Source organism: Ochrobactrum vermis (assembly GCF_002975205.1).
Taxonomy (GTDB): Bacteria; Pseudomonadota; Alphaproteobacteria; order Rhizobiales; family Rhizobiaceae; genus Brucella; species Brucella vermis.
Map to the genome: position 1 here is coordinate 2149861 of NZ_PCOC01000001.1, position 21850 is coordinate 2171710.

The window sequence follows — 21850 nt, forward strand, 5'->3', positions numbered from 1 at the left end:
GAGCGTTGCATATGTCTCGTACTCTCGTCCTGGTCCGTCACGGTCAAAGCGAATGGAACCTCAAGAACCTTTTCACCGGATGGCGCGATCCGGGCCTGACCGAACAGGGCCATGCCGAAGCCAAGGCTGCGGGCCAGCGCCTGAAGGCCGCCGGTCTCAAGTTCGACATCGCCTATACGTCCGCGCTGTCACGTGCGCAGGTGACCTGCCAGCACATTCTTGACCAGCTCGGCCAGTCTGATCTCAAGACAATCCGTGATCAGGCCCTGAATGAGCGCGACTATGGTGACCTGTCCGGCCTTAACAAGGATGACGCCCGCGCCAAGTGGGGTGAAGAACAGGTCCATATCTGGCGCCGTTCCTATGACGTCCCGCCTCCGGGTGGCGAAAGCCTGAAGGACACCGGCGCGCGCGTCTGGCCATATTATCTGCACACGGTGCAGCCGCACGTGCTGCGCGGCGAGACAGTTCTGGTTGCCGCGCACGGCAATTCGCTCCGTGCACTCATCATGGCGCTGGACGGCCTGACGCCGGAACAGATTCTCAAGCAGGAACTCAACACCGGTGTTCCGGTCGTTTACCGGCTCAATGCTGATTCGACAGTCGCTTCGAAGGAAATTCTCGAAGCCTGATAGCTGTCTGGCAGCGAATTTGACGGGCGCGCCAACGCGCCCGTCCCTCTTTTCAACGCGAAAAAAGCATCGGCTGAAAAAAAGCTGGCTGAATGTAGAAAACGCGATTGACAGAGGCAGGTCGACCCCTTAGATGGGTCCTCGTCGCCCAGATGGCGGAATTGGTAGACGCACCAGCTTCAGGTGCTGGCGCTCGCAAGGGCGTGGAGGTTCGAGTCCTCTTCTGGGCACCATTCCTAAGTCTTCGGACCACTACCAAGGTTCAGAAGCACCCCAAAAAGCCCGCGCAAGCGGGCTTTTTTGCTATCTGGATCAAGGTCCAGCCATTCTGGCTTATATCCAGATATTCGAACCAACAGATTTGGCAGTCGATGCAGTTTTCTCCCTCCGAACGCGATGCTTTCTTTGAATTGCTGAAATGGCGGCGCGATGTTCGTCACTTCAGCGATGCCCCACTGGACGATGGGATCATCACGGCTTTGCAGGAAGCGATGGACTACGCCCCCTCCGTCGGCAATGCCCGTCCGTGGCGCGTAATCTCAGTCGAGAGCGCCCCAACACGTGCTGCCGTCCGCGATATATTCACGCAAGCCAACCGGTCGGCAGCACAGATTTATGAAGGGCCGCGTGCCGAGCATTACCGCGATTTGAAACTGGAAGGCATAGAGGTTGCTCCCCTGCAGCTTGCAGTTTTCACCGAAACGGCACCCACCGAGGGGCATGGTCTTGGCAGACAGTCCATGGCCGTCACTCTGGAACACAGCACGGCAATGGCGGTCCAGAACCTCAATCTGGCGGCAAGATCGTTCGGACTGGGCGTCGGCATGGTTTCCATTCTCGATCCACGCGCAATGGAAACGCTTTTCAAGGTCCAACCCAGCTGGCGCTTCAGCCTTTATCTGTGCATCGGCTGGCCAGAGGCAGACGACGACACGCCTTTGCTGCACAAAAACGGCTGGCAGAAAAACAAGCCGACGGTCTGGCATCGTTTCTGATCGTGGCATGTTGCAACCGGCAGTCACTCCACGCATTCTCGTCATACCGAAATCGGAGGCGAGATGAGCCATGCAGCAACCGGACTATGATCAGGACTTTGGTGAAATCATCCGTTGGCTGAAACAGGAAGGCTTCATTTTGCAGACCGATCTCGCCGGCAATACAGAGCTTTCCACCCGTGCCGAACGCATCGACCGCAAAAGGCGCAAGACGGCGGAATCACTTCCTGACAGCCCTCGTCTATCCTGATCCGCTTCCAACCTGTAAGGTAAGCCCTGCGAGGCGGGCTTTCCTGGGAGGAAAATCATGCGACGGATCATTGTTGGAACGTTCCTGAGCCTCGACGGCGTGATGCAGGCGCCGGGTGGGCCGGAAGAGGATCGTACCGGTCAATTCGAATATGGCGGCTGGACAGTACCCTATTGGGACGACGTGGTTGCCGGAGCGATGGGCGAAAGCTTTTCCAAACCGTTCGACCTGCTTCTGGGCAGACGCACCTACGATATTTTTGCTGCCCATTGGCCGCATCAGGAAACAGACCCTAATGCCCCCGGCTTCGTGCCCGGCGAAGGCGAAATCGCCAGAATGTTCAACGAAGTGACGAAATACGTCGCGACGCACAGGCCGGAAAGCCTGAACTGGCAGAACAGCGAGCTGCTTGGCGACGATATCATCGCCTCATTGAAAGCCATCAAAGCGACCGAAGGGCCCGACCTGTCGGTCTCGGGCAGCAGCGAACTAGCCCATCAGCTGCTTGCCAGCGATCTGGTCGACGAGTTGCGGCTATTGATCTATCCCGTCGTCCTCGGCACAGGCAAGCGCCTGTTCGACGGGCAATCCATGCCCTCAGCCTTCAAGCTCGTCAGCTCCACCACATCGCCCAGCGGCGTCATCATTGCCAATTATCAGCGTTCAGGCGATCTCAAGACCGGCTCTTTTGCGATGGATCACCCTTCCGAAGAAGAAATCGAGCGACGCAAGAACCTTTCCTGATTCCAAACGGGCTTCCCGAAATGCTCCAGGGCCGGGAGCCCGCTTCCTTCAGCATTGCTTTGTCAACAGCCCGATGAATTGTGCCTATTGCGCCGATCGCGCAATTGGCGGCACAATCCGACGACCTTTTGACCCTAATTCATTTGCTTACAAATATAATAACGGGGAGCGAGTATGCGCCGGAAAGGCTTGCTGGAATTCGAAGGAAACAAAACGCTTTACGGCCTGTTTCTGGTCTGCGCAGTCTGTGCCATTGCAGGCAGTCTCATGAGTTATAATGGCGAGGATTCCGCCTGGCGCTGGCTGCATTATCTGACCAAGCCGACCGCCACCTTGCTGCTGCTCGCAGCCGTTCTTTGCGCCGGGCGCCCCAAATCGAGAACCTACGGCTTTGCCGTCGCCTTTGGCCTGGCTTTCGCCGCACTCGGTGATTTCTTTCTGATGCTGCCCGGCGATTATTTCATGGCGGGACTGATCTGCTTTCTCATCACCCATTGCGCCTATATCTATGCGCTTTGTCGCCGTGCACGCTTTGCCGCGCATAAAGGTGTTTTCGCCATTTTTGCCATCGCCGCCTTTGCCATCATAGCGGGCCTGTGGCCGTCACTGCCGACGCTCATGAAAATCCCTGTCATCGTCTATGCCGCAGCCCTCGGCATTATGGCGGCACAGGCGATGAGCCGCGCGCTCAGCACCGAACCGGAGACACCGCAGCGCTACGCCGCCTGGCTTGCCGCCGCTGGCGGCCTCTTCTTCCTGGCCAGTGACACATTGCTTGCCTATGGACGGTTCAGCTTCGACATTCCGCTGAACGGCCTCTGGGTGCTTGCAACCTATTATGTCGCGCAATTCCTCTTTGCCCGTTCGACCGAGGATTTTGCCTATGACAACTGAAGAACAGGCATTGCAAATCTCATTCGAGCGCCTGCGGCAGGCATGGCTTGAAGATCGGCCTGCCTATGAGCAGCGTCTGGACGACCTGAAGCGTCTGCGTGAAAGGCTTGAAGCAAGGCTGGATGAAATGGCGAAAGCCATCAGCACGGATTTCGGCAATCGGTCGCTGCACGAAACCCTGCTCGGTGAGGCGAGTGTCGTTTTCGCCGAAATCGATGATGCCTTGCACAAACTCAAGCGCTGGATGAAACCGAAACGCCGCAGGGCCGGCTGGAAAATGTGGCCGGCCAAAGCCGAAATTCGCTATGTCCCGCTTGGTGTGGTGGGGATCATCGCACCGTGGAATTATCCGGTCAATCTGGCGCTGGCGCCGCTTGTTGCGGCAGTTGCAGCCGGAAACCATGTTTTCCTCAAACCATCCGAACACACGCCGCGCACCGCCGAATTCCTGCAAAGCCTGCTTGCCGACGTGTTCCCGGAGGATCGTGTTGCCGTGGCACTTGGCGATGCATCGCTTTCGGCGCAATTCGCGTCGCTGCCATTCGACCATCTCTTTTTCACCGGATCGACTGCTGTCGGGCGCAAGATCATGGCTGCCGCAGCACCAAACCTGACACCGGTAACGCTCGAACTCGGCGGCAAGTCACCGGCCATCGTCAGCGAAAACGCCAATCTCAAACGCGCCACCAGCGCCATCGCGACGGGAAAATTCTTCAATGCGGGGCAAACCTGCATCGCGCCGGATTATGTCCTGATCCATCACAGCAGGCGCGACGATTTCGTGAGCCTTCTGCGTGCCGAAATGCAAACCCGCTACAGTGGCACATCGTCGGAAAAAGACCGCACGACAATCATCAACGATGCTCAGGAAGCGCGGCTGTCGAAACTGCTCGCCGATGCCGCAGACAAGAGCGAGGCTGTGATCGAACTTGAGACGGGCTCCGACCAGCCCCGATCAATGGCACCAGCCCTCGTGCTGGAACCCGCCACAGACTGCGTGATCATGCAGGAGGAGATTTTCGGCCCGCTTCTGCCAATTATCAGTTATCGCCTGCTTGATGATGCAATCGGCTTTGTTCTCAAGCTTAATCGTCCGCTGGCGCTTTACTGCTTCAGCGACAATACCGCAGAGATTGAAATGATGCTCAGCCGTATCGTTGCAGGTGGTGTCTGCGTCAACGATACACTCTACCACTTCGCCTGCAGCGACTTGCCGTTCGGCGGCGTGGGCGCAAGCGGCATGGGGCAATATCATGGCCATGACGGTTTTCTGACCTTTTCCAAGGCCATGCCTGTCCTGACCAAATATGCCCCGGCTCCGAGCGATCTCATCAAGCCGCCCTACACAGGCCTTACCGACAGGCTGATCCGTTTCATTGCAAGGTAGTCGCCTAATTGTGTAGGCGATTGCTATTCAAACAGGGGCGCAACCTGTCTATATATAGGATGTTGCAATAGAGTTTCAGACGGATTGCCGGTTCATCTCGCCGGCATATGTCGTAATCTTTCGGAACCGAATACCTGACAGGTGAAGAACGGGTGCTGAAGAAGAAAGAACCAAACCGGATCTCGAAGTCGCTCCTGACTGCAATCCGGAACAGGCCAGGTTTCAGGCCGCTCAACGCCAATATTACCGGCGGTGATATCGTCATTGCCTCTTACAATGTTCACAAATGCATCGGTATCGACAAGCAGTTCAATCCCCAGCGCACAGCCGAAGTCATCAGTGAAATCGACGCGGATGTGATCGCCCTGCAGGAAGCCGACAGGCGTTTCGGTGAGCGTTCCGGCCTGCTCGATCTCGGCCTGCTCGAGCGACGCCACGGACTCATACCTGTCCCCATCACCTCAACAATGCCCAAGGGTCATGGGTGGCATGGCAATGTGCTTCTGTTCCGCGAAGGCGTGGTGCGCAACGTGCAGCAGCTCAAGCTGCCCGGTGTCGAACCGCGTGGCGCGCTGGTCGCAGACCTGCAGTTTCCGGCGGGGCCCCTCCGCGTGATCGCCGCGCATCTTGGCCTCTTGAAACGCTCCCGCGAACAACAGGCCGAAAGCATTATCACCGCCTTGCAGGAGGCCGACACACTGCCGACCTTGCTGATCGGCGACCTCAATGAATGGCGCATCGGCAAGCGCTCGTCACTTGCAGCGCTCATGCCAACCTTCAATCACGTCGCGACAGCAGTCCCGAGCTTTCCGTCGCGGTTTCCAGTTTTTGCTCTGGATCGCGTGCTGGGTGCCCCGCACAATCTGGTCACGTCGGTTGAAGTGCACAACACGCCGCTGGCGCGCCTGGCATCCGATCACCTGCCCATCAAGGCGCATCTTGATCTCAAATCGGCGACGAACCTGCTTGAAGAGTTCAACCCGGAAATATTCACCAGCAGGGCCGGATAGTTTTAGAGATAGGGCGAACCAAGCCAGATGATCCGGTCCAAAAGCCGCTCCAGAAATGGCCGGTTCTTGAGGCGCGTGAGATTGACCTCGCGACTTTCCTCTATCACCTTGCCGATGCGCTCTTCCACCCGACGCGCCACATCGCGGTCGAGAATTTCAAGATCGACTTCGAAATTCAGCCGTAGCGAGCGCGGATCGATATTGGACGATCCGACATAGGACCATGCGCCGTCGATGGTCATCAGCTTCGAGTGATTGAAAGCGCCACCGGCCCGCCAGATGCGGCAGCCATCCTTCAAGAGCTGATCGAACTGGGCGCGCATGGCGCGATCCACCAGCTTCAGATTGTTGACGCCAGGCACGACAATATCCACCGAAACGCCGCGCCGCGCTGCCGTCACCAGCGCGCTGATCAGTTCTCGGTCCGGCAGAAGATAAGGCGTCATAATGAGAATATGCTGCTCGGCAATCGAGAAGGCTCCCATCATCATGCGCTGGTTGGTTTCCACATTCTTGTCGGGACCTGATCCGACGACGCGCACCAGCGTTCCCGTTCCCGGCGGATTTTTCGGCGGCGCTATCTTCCAGGCTTCACCTGTCAGAAGCTCGCCGGTCGCAAAGCGCCAGTCTTCGGATGCTATGTGAAAGAGATCGGCAATCGCCGGGCCTTCCAGCTTGAAATGCGTATCGAAGGCAACCGCATCACCCGCTATCGCGCGCACGAAACCTGCACGAATGTTCATGCCCCCGGTAAAGGCAATCTTGCCGTCAACGATGAGGATTTTGCGGTGGGTGCGCAGGTTCGCATAAGGCAGGCGCAGCCCGATGATGATATTGCCGTTGAATACGTCGACGGCAACGCCTTTGTCCTTCAGAAGCTTGACGATACTCGGAAATGAATAGCGCGCGCCGACCGCATCGACCAGCACCCGCACCTCTACCCCGCGCTTGACTGCATCGCCCAAAGCATCGACGAATGTTTCGCCAATACCATCCCGGTCGAAAATATAGGTTTCCAGCATGACGCTGCGCTCGGCCTTGCCAATGGCGTCGAGCATCGCGGCATAGGCTTCGTCACCCGTTTCCAGCATCTCGATGCTGTTGCCGCTGGTGAAATCATAGAGGCTGACTGCGTCGCCAAGTATCTTCATCGCTCCGAACTGGCGTCCGAAAACGGCGCGCACGAGGTCATTCGTCGTATCGAAATGCGACAGATGATAGAGCGCGATCTTGCCCATATTGGCGCGCTGGTGGGTGAGCGTCGAACGCCGGATCCGGTTCACACCGGCTATGGCATACACAACCGCCCCGACGATTGGCGACAGCACGATCACGCCGACCCAGCCGATGGCGGTGCGCACCTCCTCCTTCGTCATGGTCGCGTGAATGGCAGCGATCGCTCCGAGAACGCCCGACAGGACAAACAGGATATGCGGCCAGTAGTGGGAAACAAGATCGAACATCACATCAACTTTAAGCGGAAAACGGCTGCAATAGCAAAGAGATATAAAGCCAGGCAGACCAAACGAACAGTGGGGGCAATGACGATCTGACCTGTCCTGCGCATAAAAACAACCGTTGCAGATTCGTCAGGCTGAGGCGAAAAGAATGATTATCGAGCACAGGAGCGGAGCGTACTTTAAGAGTACGTGAGCACCGGAGCGCAGAAAATTGCTCTTTGCAGCCCGGCATCACGAAAAATGCAACTGTTGTGACAAGCTGGTCAAATTCCAGACATGCCTTATATTGTTCACGAGGCATGAAAATTTGAGGGACGACTCATGGCAACAGCTCACAATGATTTCGACCGCCCAACCCTTCCAAAGGAACTTACCGGCAAGTGGGGGTGGTTCGTCGCCCTTGGGGTGGCACTGCTGATCCTCGGAGGCATCGCCTTCGGCAACCTCGTTCTGGCCACCGTGGTCTCGGTCTACTATGTGGGCCTGATGATGCTGATCGGCGGCGTCATCGAGATCATTCACGCGTTCGGCGTCAAAACCTGGGGCAGCTTCTTCTTCTGGGTCCTGAGCGGCCTGCTTTATACGGCAGCCGGTATCGTCGCCTTCGTCAATCCGGTGCTGGCGGCTGGTGTAATGACCTTCCTTCTGGCGGCAGCTCTCCTCGGTTCGGGTGCTTTCCGCATCTGGCTCGGCTTCAAGTCGAAACCGTCGGCGGGCTGGGGCTGGATCGTTGCAGCCGGTGTCATCACCATGCTGCTGGGCCTCATCATCGCCATGCAATGGCCGGTCAACAGCCTGTTCATTCTTGGGCTTTTCCTGGCGATAGACCTGATCTTCCAGGGCTGGTCGTTCATCGCCTTCGGCCTTGGCATTAAGAGCCGATAAACACCGCGCATCACAGTCAAAGCGGCGCACACAGCGCCGCTTTTTCATTTGAACTCGACCTTTCGGCCAAGTCCTGCTAGATGCTCCCCAACATCTTCGCGGCGCGCTTTCACGCGCAGCCCAACGTTTCGCCATCACGAGTTTCTTCATGCCCGCTGACAATCCCGTTTCCAAGCGCCGCACATTCGCGATCATCGCGCACCCGGACGCCGGTAAGACTACACTGACCGAAAAGCTGCTGCTGTTTGGCGGCGCCATCCAGCTTGCCGGCGAAGTGAAGGCCAAGAAGGATCGCATCCAGACCCGTTCGGACTGGATGAACATCGAACGCGACCGCGGCATTTCCGTCGTCACCTCAGTGATGACCTTCGAATACAAGGACTGCATCTTCAACCTGCTCGACACGCCGGGCCATGAAGACTTCGCAGACGACACCTACCGCACACTGACTGCAGTGGACTCAGCCGTCATGGTCATCGACGCCGCAAAGGGTATCGAACCACGCACGCTGAAGCTGTTCGAAGTCTGCCGCATGCGCGACATTCCGATCGTCACCTTCGTCAACAAGATGGACCGCGAAGCACGCGATCCGCTTGAAATCCTCGACGAGATTGAGGAAAAGCTGGCGCTCGACACGGCCCCGATCACCTGGCCTATCGGTTCCGGCAAGAGCTTTGCAGGCACCTATGACCTGCACAACGATACGATGCGCCGTCAGGACAATGAAGAGCAGCCAACCAAGGTCAGCGGCCCGGAAGAAGCCGCCGCACTTCTGCCTGAAAATGAGCGTGAAGCCTGGCTGGAAAGTATCGAACTGGCACGCGGCGTCTGCCGTCCGTTCGACCTCGCCTCCTTCCGCGAAGGCCATATGACCCCGGTCTATTTCGGCTCGGCATTGAAAAACTACGGCGTGCGCGACCTGATCGAAGCCTTCTGCGATTTCGGCCCCGCCCCGCGCGATCAAAAAGCCGACACCCGTATGGTCGGTTCCACCGAAGACAAGATGACCGGCTTCGTGTTCAAGATTCAGGCCAATATGGACCCGAACCACCGCGACCGCATCGCTTTCCTGCGTGTCTGCTCGGGCAAGCTTTCACGCGGCATGAAGGCAAAGCTGGTGCGCACCGGCAAACCGATGAGCTTGTCTGCGCCGCAATTCTTCTTTGCGCGCTCGCGCCAGATTGCCGACGAGGCTTTTGCGGGCGACGTGGTCGGCATCCCGAACCATGGCACGCTGCGCATCGGCGACACGCTGACCGAGGGCGAGGATATCCTGTTCCGCGGCGTACCTAACTTTGCGCCGGAAATTCTGCGCCGTGTGCGTCTCGACGATGCGATGAAGGCCAAGAAGCTGCGCGAAGCGTTGCAGCAGATGGCTGAAGAAGGCGTCGTGCAGCTCTTCGTGCCGGATGACGGTTCTCCGGCTATTGTCGGTGTTGTCGGCGCTCTCCAGATCGACGTTCTGACGGAACGCCTGAAAGTGGAATATTCGCTGCCGGTTGGCTTTGAAATGTCGCGTTTCTCGGTCTGCCGGTGGATTACGGCAGATGATCCGTCAGAACTCGACCGCTTCATTGCTTCGCACCGTGCAGACATCGCGCATGACCTCGACCACGATCCGGTCTTCCTCGCCCAGAACGGCTTCTCGCTCAATTACGAGGCTGAACGCTGGAAGGATATCCGCTTTGCCACCATCAAGGACTATCAGGTCCGCGACAAGGTTTGACCCGATAGTGAGGCCATGAACGATCCGGTTCTTAAAGCGCTCGACCTATCTCCTGCCCTTCAGCAACGACTGAAGGGCTATGGCGGCGAGCACGACGAACTGGGGCGTTCAACAGCCAGTGTCCATCTGCTCGATCATCTCGATCTCGAGCCTCTTGTCTTGAAGATCGAACCTGCAAGCCCGGTCGGTGAACTGGCAGATGAAGCCGCGCGGCTTCGCTGGCTCGCAAAACAGAATCTGCTCTGCCCTGAAGTTCTCACTTTTGAAGCCGTAACAGGGCAGAGTCTCCTGCTGATGACCCGGCTTCCCGGCATCGATCTCGCTTCCGCCGTCGGCTCAGTTCCGCCAGATCGTATTGTGCATGTTCTGGCTACCGCGCTGAAATCGATGCACGCCATCGACCCGGCTTTATGTCCGTTTGATCACAGGCTTGATATCCGGATCGAAGATGCGCGCAAGCGCGTCGAAGCAGGTGCAGTCGACGAGGAGGATTTTGACAACGAGCGCGAAGGACAGACCGCACAGGACCTGCTTGTGGAACTGCGTCGGCAGAAGCCGAAAAGCGAAGACATCGTCGTCACCCATGGCGACGCCTGCCTGCCCAATTTCATGATGGACGATAGAGGCTTTACCGGTTTCATCGACTGCGGCAGGCTCGGCCTTGCCGACCGCCATCAGGATCTGGGACTTGCCTGCTGGAGCATTCGTTACAATCTGGGCGAAGAATGGGTAAAGCCCTTCCTCGACACCTATGGTGGCCCTGCAATCGACGATGCAAAGATCGCCTATTACCGCCTGCTGGACGAGTTTTTCTAAGAACAGTCAGCCTTTCGCTTCCAGAAGCCGTTCGGCGATTTTTGCCGCCAGCCTTTCAGCCACCTGTTCCTTGCTCATTTCCGGCCATTCCTCAATGCCCGAACGGCTCAGAATACGCACGCGATTATTGTCGCCGCCCATGACGCTGCTGCCGTCCGGGCCATGCGAAACGTCGTTGGCGACAATCCAGTCCGCACCTTTCTTCTCAAGCTTGGCTCGCGCATTTTCGGCCACGTCTTGCGTTTCCGCCGCAAAGCCCACCACAAGACCAGGGCGCTTTTCACTATGGCCGACACCGGCCAGAATGTCGGGGTTCTCGACCATGGCAAGCGTTGGAGCGCCTTCTCCGGGCTTCTTCTTGATCTTCTGCCCGGCTTCATTGGCGGTGCGCCAGTCGGCAACGGCTGCGACCATGATTGCCGCATCGGCGGGCAGGTGTCGCTCCACAGCAGCCTGCATTTCACGCGCCGTCTCGACTTGAATGACATCGACGCCTTCAGGATCGGCAATGGTGACCGGACCGGACACCAGATGCACGGTGGCACCCAACCGCGCCAGAGCGGCGGCAATGGCATGGCCCTGCTTGCCCGACGAGCGGTTGGCAATGTAGCGCACCGGGTCGATCGGCTCATGCGTCGGTCCGGAGGTCATGACAACGGTTTTGCCCGCAAGAGGCTTTGCCTGTGGTGCCAGCAGCGTTTCCACTGCCGCCACGATGGCCAACGGCTCGCTCATCCGGCCTGTACCGGCTTCGCCGCTTTCCGCCATCTCGCCCTTCTCGGGGCCGATGAAATGCACGCCGTCCTTTTCCAGCGTCAAGCGGTTGCGCCGGGTCGCGGAATTGTCCCACATGGCAGGGTTCATGGCAGGTGCAATCAGAACCGGAACTTTGCGCGCCAGCAGCACCGCGCTTGCCAGATCGTCGGCAAGGCCGTTGGCCATCCTGGCCATCAGATTGGCTGTTGCAGGCGCAACCACGATCAGATCGGCATCGCGCGCCAACCTTATATGCCCGACATCCTGCTCATCCTCTCGCGAGAACAGATCGGTGAAAACATGATCGGCGGAAACCGCGCCGATGGTCAGCGGTGTTACGAATTGCTGCGCTGCAGCCGTCATCAACGGACGCACATGTGCGCCACGCTCACGCAGCCGCCGAATGAGGTCCGGCGTCTTATAGGCGGCGATGCCACCACCGATGATGAGAAGAATGCGTCTGCCAGCCAGCGAAGCTCCCGCACCTGAAGACACTGCAATAGCTTTTGGAGCTTCATTCAGTCCGGCCAGAAGAAGCCGCGCCTCTTCTTCCATGGAGCGCCCATTCTGCGCTGCCCTGATACGCAGCCGTTCTTTCGCTGCATCGTCGAGATTACGGATGGTAATGCTAGCCATCTGATTGCACTCACTCGTTATAAGTGCAATCATTGAAATCACATCGTGGGTTATCTGTCACTTTAAAAGTGAGTTTATAGCCAAAGATAGAGTTTAATCGCGATCGCCGCGAGCGAAATTGCAATCACCACCTGCGCAATGCGACCCCAGCGTGAATGCCTGGCTTCAGCACGACCGATAGCTTCCGCCGTCGCCGCATCGAAACGCAAACCGTTGGCGGCCATATCGTCCAGTGCCACTGAAACACGTTCTACGCGCGCCACAAGTTCCGGTGTCTTTCGCGTGAAATGAAGCAGCGAATAAACGCTATCCTTCGCATCGACAAGCATGCCTTGCGGTCCAAGATTTTTGCGTATCCAGTCGCCGACGACCGGCTCGGCCGCTTTCCACATATTGAAATGCGGATTGAGCGTGCGCGACACCCCTTCCACGACAACCATGGTTTTCTGGAGCATCAGCAGTTCCGGCCGCGTCTCCATGTCGAAAAGCTGGGTCACTTCGAACAGAAGCGTCAGCAGCTTGGCCATGGAAATGGTTTCAGCCGGCTGACCATGGATCGGCTCGCCGATAGCGCGGATCGCTTGCGCGAAGCTCGCCACGTCATGCGTATGCGGCACATAACCCGCCTCGAAATGCACTTCCGCCACGCGCATATAATCACGCGTGATGAAGCCATAGAGAATTTCAGCAAGGAAGCGCCGCTGCTGCTTGTTAAGCCGTCCGGTAATACCGAAATCGACCGCAACGATGATGCCTTGCGGGTCAACGAACAGATTGCCCGGATGCATGTCGGCATGGAAAAAACCATCGCGCAGCGTATGACGCAGGAAGGACTGGATCAGCGTTTCGGCAAGCTTCTTCAGATCGAACCCGGCCGCTTCAAGCGCAGAAATATCCGACATCTTGGTGCCGTCGATCCATTCGAGCGTCAGCACATCGCGACCGGTCCGTTCCCAATCGACGTTGGGAACACGGAAACCCTCGTCGCCCTTGATGTTCTCGGCGATTTCGGAAAGGGCGGCCGCTTCCAGCCGCAGATCCATCTCGATGCGAGTGGTCTGCTGCAGTGTCTCGACAACCTGAACCGGGCGCAAACGGCGCGTAAACGGAACGTGGCGCTCCTGCATGCGCGCCACCATGTAGAAACCCTCAAGGTCGCGGGCGAAACGCTGGCGGACGCCGGGACGTATAACCTTGACCGCAACCTTCTGCGGTTTGCCGTCCTTCGTGACTTCAGCCGGATGCACCTGTGCCATCGAGGCAGCCGCTATCGGCGCATCGAAATGCAGGTAAAGATCGTCGATCTTGCGACCAAGCGAGCCCTCAATACCGGCAATCGCATCGGATTGTGGGAAGAAGTCCAGGCGATCCTGCAAAAGCTCCAGATCGGCGGCCACATCTTGCCCGACAATATCCGGGCGGGTTGCCAGAAACTGGCCAAGCTTCACATAGGATGGGCCAAGCTTGTTCATGGCCCGCGACATGCGCTCGGAACGTTGCATGTGCCGCGCACGCGGGCGCGCCAGAATGCCTGCAATCTTGTGCCCGAACGCCGGAAGACCGGAAAGCCCTTCCACCGGCAAGGCGCTGATAACGCCTTCGCGCGTCAGTATCCATCCAGCCCGCATCAACCGGAAAGCGGCCGACAAATTACTCATGCCCCGATGCCCCGTTCCTGACCCCAATTCATCACAGGCACAATCAAAGCTTCCAGCCGGAATGAAGCGCGGCAATGCCGCCAGTGAAATTGCGATAGCTCACGCGCTCGAAACCAGCCTTCCCGATCATCGCGGCAAAATCCTGCTGCTTGGGGAATTTGCGGATCGATTCAACCAGATAGCTGTAGGAATCCGCATCGCCGGTAATCATCTTGCCGATACGCGGAATGGCGTGGAACGACCACTGATCATAGATTCTGTCGAGAACCGGCAATTCAACCTCGGAGAATTCGAGGCAGAGGAAACGACCGCCCGGCTTCAACACGCGATAGGCTTCAGACAGCGCCTTGTCGATATGCGGAACATTGCGAATGCCGAAGGCAATCGTATAAGCGTCGAAACTGTTATCTTCAAAAGGCAGCTCTTCGGCATTTGCCTCGACGAATTCAAGATTATCCGCAAGGCCCTTCTTGATCGCCCGTTCACGCCCCACGCCGAGCATCGAGCCATTGATATCGAGAATGGTGACATGGGCCTGACGACCGGAAGCCTCGACAATGCGGAAGGCAATATCACCGGTGCCGCCTGCAACGTCGAGCGAGGTCCAGCCGGGGCGCTTCGACGGCGCCAGCCATGCAATCATCGCATCTTTCCAGACGCGGTGCATACCCGCAGACATGAGATCGTTCATCACGTCGTACTTGCTGGCGACCTTATGGAAGACGTCGTTAACCAGGCTCTGCTTTTCGCTTTCGTCAACCGCCTTGAAGCCGAATGAATGCTCCATGCCACCTTGTGCGCCGACGCGGTCTGCATTGCCGTTCTGCTGGCTCATAGCTCATCCTGCTTTTTGAATAGTCTGACGAAAATGATTTTCGGTTATGCATATAAAGCTTGTGCCGAACGATACAAGCACAGACGTTTTATCACTACCCCTTTTGTGATCTCAGCCATTGAACTGGTGGTCTGATTCCAACATTTGCATCCCCCGGCTCAAGCGCCGAGCAAATGTTGAAATCAAAAAGACCACTGGCAAGCATATGTGTCAGCCGGGATTCAAACGTCAAATTCAATCCACTCGCTTGCGTTGGCGTTGAAAAATGGCCAAAGAGACATAAAACTGTGCGTGCGCGCTCGCCACGCGTTTTCTCCGGCGCAATCTGCCGCTAAAGTCAAAAAGATAACAAGAAAAGTGGAAAGATCATGGGCGTTACAGTCGTCAGCCATCCGCTTGTCCAGCACAAGCTCACCATCATGCGCAAGAAGGAAACGTCCACAGCCAGCTTCCGGCGGCTGCTGAAGGAAATATCGCTGTTGCTCTGCTATGAAGTGACGCGCGACCTAGAACTGACCACCATGCCGATCGAAACGCCGTTGATGCCGATGGATGCGCCGGTCCTTGAAGGCAAGAAGCTCGTCTTCGCCTCGATCCTGCGTGCGGGCAACGGCCTTCTGGAAGGCATGCTCGATCTGGTGCCAGCGGCCCGCGTCGCCCATATCGGTCTCTACCGCGATCACGACACGCTGCAGCCGGTCGAATATTACTTCAAGGCTCCGGAAGACATCGTCAACCGCCTCATCATCGTGGTGGATCCGATGCTGGCCACCGGGCATTCGGCAATCGCAGCCATCGACAAGCTGAAGGAACGCGGCGCGACCAATATCCGCTTCCTCTGCCTGCTGGCCGCACCGGAAGGCATCAAGCGCTTTACCGAGGCCCATCCAGATGTCGACGTGTTCACGGCTTCCATCGATGAACGCCTCGATGAAAAAGGCTATATCGTTCCTGGTCTCGGCGATGCCGGCGACCGCATGTACGGCACGAAATAAGCTAAAACGTAACCAGACAGTAATCCGCGCCGGATACTCTCGTTTTTTAAAAGCGGGGTAAGCATGGCGCGGATTTTCTTTATTGTTCTGATGCTGGCGGGACTGGCCACGGCTTTTCCGATTCTCTTCGAGAAGTTCCAGTCGGCAACGGTCGAGCAAGCCGCGACGGCAACACACTCCACGTCATCCCAACAGAACCCTTCTGCCTATAGCGGACGCCGCACACAGATCGCGCCGGACAGTCGCGGTCATTTCATCACGGACGTAAAAGTTGCCGGTCAATCCCTTCGCGCCATGGTGGATACGGGGGCGAGTGTCGTTGCGATCAACACAAGCGCTGCGCGGCGCATCGGCCTTTCGCTCAAACCCGCCGATTTCAAATATCGCGTCTCGACCGCCAACGGCGAAACCGTCGCTGCATCCGCCATCCTGTCGAGCATCGAGATCGGACGTGTCCGGCTTGAGAATGTGGAAGCCATGGTCCTGCATGACGACGCCCTGTCCGACACGCTTCTCGGCATGAGCTTTCTGAAGCGTCTGCGCCACTATGAAGTTTCAAACGGTACACTCGTGCTGACGCAATGATGTGATACCGTACTTCCGATATAGATCGAAAGCGGCTACACCCTGACCACCGATACCCAAATACCAATACCCAAATACCAACGGAAGCCAGCCATGACACCGGACCAGCGCCTGACCGAGCTCGAAATTCGCGTAGTCGAACAGGAAAAGACAATTGATGAATTGTCATCCGTTCTGGCCGAGCAATGGAAAACCATAGATCAGCTTTCCAAGAAACTCGGTGCATTGACCGACCGCTTTCTGGAACTGGAAGAACAGACCGCGCCGGACGTGCCGGTCACCAAGCCACCGCACTGGTAAAACCATGCTTCAGATCGTTTCCCTCGCCGACCGCCCCGATCTCGTATCCATCTGCGCTGCATGGAACCATGCGGAATGGGGCGAATTTACCGGCTCATCCCTCGAGCAGACAGCCGAGGCTTTCCGCGACATCTGCCGCGAAGACGATGGACAGGTGGCAAGGGTCGCACTGTGGAACGGGCAACCCGCCGGGCTTGCCCTTCTGATTCACAGCGATCTTGAAACCCATCCACATCTGAAGCCATGGGTGGCGAGCGTGTTCGTCGCGCCCGATTATCGCGGTCGAGGCATTGCCAAGAGCCTGGTGGGCGCCGTTGAGGATGCGGCCAGACAGCATGGCTATGGGGAAGCCTACCTCTATACAAACAAGCCGGACCTTTATCGGCAGATCGGCTGGAGCGATTTCGAGCCGCTGGAAGGCGACGATGCCGGTATGCTGATTCTTGAAAAGAAAATCGCGCGGTAAGAACCGCGCGATCTGTCGATTACAGCCTGCTTATTGCGCCAGCGGAATCGGACAACTCACACCGGTACCGCGCAATCCGCAGTAACCATTCGGGTTCTTCGCCAGATACTGCTGGTGATAGTCCTCGGCATAATAGAGCTCAGGCGCATCCTCGATTTCCGTGGTGATCGGACCGAGGCCACGGGCAACAAGCGCCTGCGAATAGGCTTCACGGCTCTTTTCCGCCACATCACGATCTGCCTTGTCGAAAGTATAGATGACCGAACGATATGTCGTGCCAATATCGTTGCCCTGCCGCATGCCCTGGGTTGGGTCGTGTTCTTCCCAGAAAAGGGTCAGCAGCTCATCAAGGTTCACGACCTTCGGATCATATACGACCAGCACAACTTCGGCATGGCCGGTCAGTCCCGTGCAGGTTTCCTCATAGGTCGGGTTGGGCGTCGTGCCGCCCGCATAGCCGACAGCGGTGACATAAACGCCCGGAACCTGCCAGAACAGCCGCTCGGCACCCCAGAAACAGCCCATTCCGAACAGAACCTGCTTGTAGTCTTCCGGCCAAGGCCCCTTCAGCGGACGACCGTTGACGAAGTGCGTGGCGGCTGTCGGGATCGGTTGCGCACGTCCGGGCAAAGCCTCATCCGACGAAGGCATCTGCGTCTTCTTGCGATAGCTGTCCAAGAAACTCATGGTCTCCACCTCCTGATTATCGAGCGGTGAAGCGTCCCAGAGGACGCTCCCGACGATGACCGATTGCATAGAATAAAAGGGCGAGAACGCCGAAGAGGAGCCAGCCCGGCTGCTCAAGCAGCGGAATGCAGACGGCGTTCCAGGCTCCAGCCCCTATATAGTGTGTCACGAAGGTTTCTGCATCGGCCAATGTCTCGGGCGCGTTGCGCAACCACATGGACAGAAGTGGTTTTGCCATGAACTGCGATGCCCCAACGGAACGCGCGCCATCAAGGACCGCGAAAATCACGGCCAAAGCCAGAAAAACAACCGCAAAACTACGCAATACAAATCGGATCACGATTCTCTGCCCCGGAATTCCTACCCTGATCTCGGCACCCGTTTTCAGTCCCGTCGTCCGAAGATTTGTCTTTTTGATGTTGCTAAAGCATAGCACATAGAGCCCATCAGACTCAAAGCCATGCAGCAACACAATTGCATGATTAAAATAAAACCACATAATTACATATGGTTACGCCACACATACCGTTCTTTGCACAGGCCCGGTGATTTAGACGCAAAAACTTGCAAATAGCTGTTGAACATATGCATTTTCTGGCTATATTCGCGCCGCACCCGCTAGTTGGCGATTAACCAGCGCCTGTTTCGAAAAGCGGTGCATCGTTTGCAGTCAGTTTTTGCCGCGATACGCGGTTTCCCGACAGCAAGGCGGATGGAGAGGTGGCCGAGTGGTTGAAGGCGCACGCCTGGAAAGTGTGTATACGGGGAACCGTATCGCGGGTTCGAATCCCGCTCTCTCCGCCATATCCTTTGTTTTCATTGAGTTTTTTCCGTTTTTCTCCCCTTGTCATAACTGTGAATAACTGCCCATCGCGGCGCTGCGGCAAAGGTTTGCGACCCGACGGTGGCCGCGATGGGCATTCTCGCTCCTCGTGTTTTTGGTCTGCATCCAAAAATGGATGCAATGGCCTGCTGGTGACCGGATCCCGTTCACCTGTCCCGGCTGGTAAACCGGGTTTCGGCTACCCGTATCCAATTTTGGATAGGGGGCTGTCTCCTCGTGTTGTGGTAGCAAAGTTAGAATATTTAACTTTGCTCGCCGGCTGGTGAGGCCGGGATAATGGAGCCCGCGGCGCGACTCGAACGCGCATCATTCAATTACGGCTATCCGCTTAGAAAGCGGGGCCAGTACGCGGGCAATTAGGCAAATTGTTTTGTGTACTTCTCTTCCAGCTCTTCAGCCTTCTGCTGAAATTGCGGCTATTAAAGAGCGATGGCATTGATTGCCTTGTAGGGTGACTGGCTACCGATAAAGCAGCGTGCATTTGCGAACTTCTTTTAGGGTTTTTCGAGAAGTGCGCACAAAGAAGACAGGAAGGACGGCCGCTTCCCGTCACAGGTAGCCAAAAACTACGCCTTATTAATTTGGCTGATTGCCAAATTCGTGAGCTTGTTGTTGGTGGGCTTTTCCTGATCCAGAATCTGGGTCAGCAAAATTTGGGATTCTGAGTATCTCAGTTCTTTGGGTCATTCCCTCGGCGAGCCATACCTGGAAATTTCGCAGTGCTCTACTGTATGAAGGGCGGCCAACAGACCAGCATCGAGGGCCGTTCCGCTTGCCTCTTCAATCAACCCGTCAGCTTCTTTATTCAATCCTTCAATCGCTTCACATTTTTCAGCGGTTGGCTTAAGCGCCTTTGTAAAAAAAGGTCTGACAACAACAGTTGAATGCCCAATCGTCTCGCTTGTCCATAAGAAATAATGGTGCTTATCTCTACTAAATGAGGATTGCCATACTGACGGCCATCTCGATGCTGGCATTTGCCGCAAATTCACTTTTGGCAAGGCTTGCGCTTTCGAATGGTGACATCGATCCGCTTTCTTACACTGGCCTGCGCTTGGTGTCAGGTGCGGTTGTGCTCTTTGCATTGGCATGTATCACATCTCGACGCACGCTAATTTCGGGCATGGGTAACTGGTCAGGAGCATTTGCGTTATTATTTTACGCTGGCGCTTTCTCCACAGCTTATGTGATGATTGGCGCGGCTACAGGTGCCCTTATTCTCTTCGCTAGCGTTCAGATCGGAATGATAGCTTGGGCAATCTTTTGGGGTGACCGACCCGCGATTTTGGAATGGATGGGAATTGCAATTGCGTTCCTGGCACTCTTATATTTGATTTCACCTGGACTTGTGGCGCCTAAACTTTCGGGAACTGTGCTAATGATGGGCGCAGGCCTCTCTTGGGCAGCCTATAGCCTCTTGGGTAGAGGGTCGCAATCTCCACTGTTCGATACCGCCGGCAATTTTGTCCGATGCCTGCCAGTCGGGATCATAATGATTATTGTCGGTTTATTGAAGTTCAATCCAACCCTTGCCGGAGCGACATATGCAGTAGTTTCTGGCGCTATTGCTTCAGGTTTGGGGTATACGATCTGGTACAATGTGCTACCCGAACTCTCACGTACACGGGCCGCTTTAGTACAGTTGACCGTGCCTTCTATCGCAGCACTGGGTGGTGTTTTAATCTTGGGTGAGCCATTGAGCCAACGTCTATTGATCGCCACTATCGGAATAGTTGGTGGTGTAGCGCTTGCGCTATTAGTGGCTAAACGCAGAACCCGAGTGGACGATGGTCCAGAAAAAGCAAACTGACTATTTTACAGCCAGACAGATATCCCTGCAGCCCTTCTTAGTTTACGCGCGCGATTTCATCATTAAGGTGCCATGATATATTGTTTGGCCCCTCTGAACGCTCCCAATGAAAACCCCGCTCGATGGCGGTGCTATTGAACGCAGCGATAGCGCGCTGTAAGTCTTTCGCGGGCTTCCACCTTTTTCCCACAAGGGCCGTTTATGATTGCCGCCTATGTTTCATCTGCTGCCATTGGCGTAAGCGCCTATCTCATACTGAGACGGAGCCCTAGTCACCTGAATCTGAAGTTCGGTTCATTGTTTTTTGGCAGAAACGCTTGACCGAAGCGAGGATTTGGTCGGCGGATTTGACCCACTTATATGGGGTGGGGTTTTCGTTGTGGATTTCGATGAAGGTGTCAATGTCGGCTTCCAGTTCTGCGGTGGAACGATGTACGCCGCGCTGCAACTGCTTTCGTGTCAGTTCTGCGAACCACCGCTCTACCTGATTGATCCAGGATGCCGACGTTGGTGTGAAGTGAACATGCCAGTGTGGGCGGCGCGCGAGCCAGGCCTTGATCCTCGGCGTCTTGTGGGTCGCATAGTTGTCCATTACCAGATGCACGTCCGGCCCATTGGGCATTTCGGCGTCGATCCGCTTCAGGAAGTCAAGGAATTCAGTCGCCCGGTGACGCTTGTAGCAACGACCTATCACCGCCCCAGTGGCAATGTCGAGCGCGGCGAACAGCGATGTCGTGCCGTTGCGGACATAGGTATGGGTACGTCGTTCGGCGACACCTGGCGCCATGGGCAGCACAGGCTGCTCGCGATCCAATGCCTGGATTTGCGATTTCTCATCCACGCAGAGCACAATCGCCCGGTCTGGTGGCGACATATAGAGGCCGACGATGTCCTGAACTTTATCGACGAAGAGCGGATCAGAGGAAAGCTTGAATGTCTCGGCACGATGCGGCTGCAAGCCAAATGCGCTCCATATCCGACGGATGGTGGTATGCGAGAGGCCGCTGTTAGCTGCCATCGAACGAATGGACCAGTGCGTGGCATCCTTGGGAGTGGTGTTCAATGTACGCTCGACAACTTCAGCAACCTGAGCGTCTGAAACAGTTCGCGGTCGACCCGTACGATATTCATCTGTCAGCCCTTCAATGCCATCTTGCACGAACCGGCGGCGCCACTTGCCAACAGTGTGCTCGTGAACACCCAGGCGTTCGGCAACGTCCTTGCTTTGCAAACCCTGCGCGCACAGCAATATCATCCGGCATCGATCTGACAAGGAGCGTGGCGCTCTATGCCGACGCACCTGAGTTTCAAGGAAATTTCTATCTGCGTCACTCAGAACGATGACGTCCGCCTGCCTGCCAACCATTGGTCAAACTCCTGCACTTGTGACAGAAGAAGAACAAATGAAGCTTACTTTGGTTCCAGGTGACTAGGAGAACGCGTATCACCGTCTCGGTCTCAGTATTCTTAGTCCTGTGC

The 21850-nt window shown here is 56.5% G+C and carries 22 protein-coding genes, 3 tRNA genes and 1 pseudogene; 17 read left to right on the forward strand and 9 right to left on the reverse strand.

The window, feature by feature from the left end:
• Positions 1–11: 11 nt before the first annotated feature.
• The 8 genes from CQZ93_RS10615 (at position 12) to CQZ93_RS10650 (ending at position 5912) form a co-directional block, all read left to right on the forward strand.
• Positions 12–632, forward strand: a complete 621-nt coding sequence (locus tag CQZ93_RS10615) for a 2,3-bisphosphoglycerate-dependent phosphoglycerate mutase (protein WP_010659395.1) — start codon at positions 12–14, stop codon at positions 630–632.
• 146 nt (positions 633–778) lie between these two features.
• A tRNA-Leu gene (locus CQZ93_RS10620) sits at positions 779–865 on the forward strand.
• Between the two features lie 138 nt (positions 866–1003).
• Positions 1004–1627, forward strand: coding sequence for a 5,6-dimethylbenzimidazole synthase (bluB, locus tag CQZ93_RS10625; RefSeq protein ID WP_105542533.1), 624 nt, complete (start codon positions 1004–1006; stop codon positions 1625–1627).
• Between the two features lie 70 nt (positions 1628–1697).
• On the forward strand, positions 1698–1877 hold the full coding sequence (locus CQZ93_RS10630; protein WP_105542534.1) for a hypothetical protein: 180 nt from the start codon (positions 1698–1700) through the stop codon (positions 1875–1877).
• A gap of 57 nt (positions 1878–1934) precedes the next feature.
• On the forward strand, positions 1935–2621 hold the full coding sequence (locus CQZ93_RS10635; RefSeq protein ID WP_105542535.1) for a dihydrofolate reductase family protein: 687 nt from the start codon (positions 1935–1937) through the stop codon (positions 2619–2621).
• 174 nt (positions 2622–2795) lie between these two features.
• Positions 2796–3515, forward strand: a complete 720-nt coding sequence (locus CQZ93_RS10640; protein WP_105542536.1) for a lysoplasmalogenase — start codon at positions 2796–2798, stop codon at positions 3513–3515.
• Complete coding sequence (locus CQZ93_RS10645) at positions 3505–4902, forward strand: coniferyl aldehyde dehydrogenase (protein ID WP_105542537.1); 1398 nt, start codon at positions 3505–3507, stop codon at positions 4900–4902. The genes CQZ93_RS10640 and CQZ93_RS10645 overlap by 11 nt, the downstream gene beginning before the upstream one ends.
• A gap of 152 nt (positions 4903–5054) precedes the next feature.
• A complete protein-coding gene (locus CQZ93_RS10650; RefSeq protein ID WP_105542538.1) occupies positions 5055–5912 on the forward strand; it encodes an endonuclease/exonuclease/phosphatase family protein in 858 nt (285 codons plus the stop codon).
• A 2-nt stretch (positions 5913–5914) separates the two neighbouring features.
• Here the strand turns inward: CQZ93_RS10650 and cls are convergent, their stop codons facing one another.
• Positions 5915–7375 (reverse strand): cardiolipin synthase, encoded by a 1461-nt coding sequence (gene cls, locus CQZ93_RS10655; protein WP_105542539.1) that lies wholly within the window; start codon positions 7373–7375, stop codon positions 5915–5917.
• 318 nt (positions 7376–7693) lie between these two features.
• Between cls and CQZ93_RS10665 the strand changes: the two genes are divergently transcribed.
• The 3 genes from CQZ93_RS10665 to CQZ93_RS10675 all read left to right on the forward strand — a co-directional run bounded on the left by CQZ93_RS10665 (position 7694) and on the right by CQZ93_RS10675 (position 10799).
• Positions 7694–8257, forward strand: coding sequence for an HdeD family acid-resistance protein (locus CQZ93_RS10665; RefSeq protein ID WP_105542541.1), 564 nt, complete (start codon positions 7694–7696; stop codon positions 8255–8257).
• A 148-nt stretch (positions 8258–8405) separates the two neighbouring features.
• On the forward strand, positions 8406–9983 hold the full coding sequence (locus CQZ93_RS10670; protein WP_105542542.1) for a peptide chain release factor 3: 1578 nt from the start codon (positions 8406–8408) through the stop codon (positions 9981–9983).
• Positions 9984–9998: 15 nt separating this feature from the next.
• Complete coding sequence (locus CQZ93_RS10675; RefSeq protein ID WP_105542543.1) at positions 9999–10799, forward strand: APH(3')-II family aminoglycoside O-phosphotransferase; 801 nt, start codon at positions 9999–10001, stop codon at positions 10797–10799.
• A 6-nt stretch (positions 10800–10805) separates the two neighbouring features.
• Here CQZ93_RS10675 and coaBC read toward each other — a convergent pair whose 3' ends face one another.
• The 3 genes from coaBC to ubiE all read right to left on the reverse strand — a co-directional run bounded on the left by coaBC (position 10806) and on the right by ubiE (position 14684).
• Complete coding sequence (coaBC, locus tag CQZ93_RS10680) at positions 10806–12191, reverse strand: bifunctional phosphopantothenoylcysteine decarboxylase/phosphopantothenate--cysteine ligase CoaBC (RefSeq protein WP_286153053.1); 1386 nt, start codon at positions 12189–12191, stop codon at positions 10806–10808.
• A 74-nt stretch (positions 12192–12265) separates the two neighbouring features.
• Complete coding sequence (gene ubiB, locus CQZ93_RS10685) at positions 12266–13849, reverse strand: 2-polyprenylphenol 6-hydroxylase (protein WP_105542544.1); 1584 nt, start codon at positions 13847–13849, stop codon at positions 12266–12268.
• A 43-nt stretch (positions 13850–13892) separates the two neighbouring features.
• On the reverse strand, positions 13893–14684 hold the full coding sequence (ubiE, locus tag CQZ93_RS10690; RefSeq protein WP_105542545.1) for a bifunctional demethylmenaquinone methyltransferase/2-methoxy-6-polyprenyl-1,4-benzoquinol methylase UbiE: 792 nt from the start codon (positions 14682–14684) through the stop codon (positions 13893–13895).
• A gap of 368 nt (positions 14685–15052) precedes the next feature.
• On the opposite strand from ubiE, the gene upp reads away from it, so the two are divergent.
• The 4 genes from upp (at position 15053) to CQZ93_RS10710 (ending at position 17030) form a co-directional block, all read left to right on the forward strand.
• On the forward strand, positions 15053–15679 hold the full coding sequence (upp, locus tag CQZ93_RS10695; protein ID WP_006467614.1) for a uracil phosphoribosyltransferase: 627 nt from the start codon (positions 15053–15055) through the stop codon (positions 15677–15679).
• 63 nt (positions 15680–15742) lie between these two features.
• Complete coding sequence (locus CQZ93_RS10700) at positions 15743–16264, forward strand: retropepsin-like aspartic protease family protein (RefSeq protein WP_105542546.1); 522 nt, start codon at positions 15743–15745, stop codon at positions 16262–16264.
• 93 nt (positions 16265–16357) lie between these two features.
• On the forward strand, positions 16358–16564 hold the full coding sequence (locus CQZ93_RS10705) for a SlyX family protein (protein WP_105542547.1): 207 nt from the start codon (positions 16358–16360) through the stop codon (positions 16562–16564).
• A 4-nt stretch (positions 16565–16568) separates the two neighbouring features.
• On the forward strand, positions 16569–17030 hold the full coding sequence (locus CQZ93_RS10710; RefSeq protein ID WP_105542548.1) for a GNAT family N-acetyltransferase: 462 nt from the start codon (positions 16569–16571) through the stop codon (positions 17028–17030).
• A 30-nt stretch (positions 17031–17060) separates the two neighbouring features.
• Here CQZ93_RS10710 and msrA read toward each other — a convergent pair whose 3' ends face one another.
• A complete protein-coding gene (msrA, locus tag CQZ93_RS10715) occupies positions 17061–17717 on the reverse strand; it encodes a peptide-methionine (S)-S-oxide reductase MsrA (protein WP_105542549.1) in 657 nt (218 codons plus the stop codon).
• Between the two features lie 16 nt (positions 17718–17733).
• Complete coding sequence (locus tag CQZ93_RS10720) at positions 17734–18057, reverse strand: hypothetical protein (protein ID WP_105543270.1); 324 nt, start codon at positions 18055–18057, stop codon at positions 17734–17736.
• A gap of 374 nt (positions 18058–18431) precedes the next feature.
• Between CQZ93_RS10720 and CQZ93_RS10725 the strand changes: the two genes are divergently transcribed.
• Positions 18432–18521: transfer RNA gene (locus CQZ93_RS10725), tRNA-Ser, on the forward strand.
• Between the two features lie 317 nt (positions 18522–18838).
• Here CQZ93_RS10725 and CQZ93_RS26615 read toward each other — a convergent pair.
• Both CQZ93_RS26615 and CQZ93_RS10730 read right to left on the reverse strand, forming a co-directional pair.
• Positions 18839–18915: transfer RNA gene (locus CQZ93_RS26615), tRNA-OTHER, on the reverse strand.
• Between the two features lie 212 nt (positions 18916–19127).
• Positions 19128–19406 (reverse strand): annotated as a pseudogene (locus tag CQZ93_RS10730) (DUF892 family protein); the annotation flags it as partial.
• Positions 19407–19498: 92 nt separating this feature from the next.
• Here CQZ93_RS10730 and CQZ93_RS10735 point away from each other — a divergent pair.
• Positions 19499–20371, forward strand: coding sequence for a DMT family transporter (locus CQZ93_RS10735; protein WP_105542550.1), 873 nt, complete (start codon positions 19499–19501; stop codon positions 20369–20371).
• 268 nt (positions 20372–20639) lie between these two features.
• Here the strand turns inward: CQZ93_RS10735 and CQZ93_RS10740 are convergent, their stop codons facing one another.
• On the reverse strand, positions 20640–21737 hold the full coding sequence (locus CQZ93_RS10740; RefSeq protein WP_105541459.1) for an IS630 family transposase: 1098 nt from the start codon (positions 21735–21737) through the stop codon (positions 20640–20642).
• Positions 21738–21850: the final 113 nt, after the last annotated feature.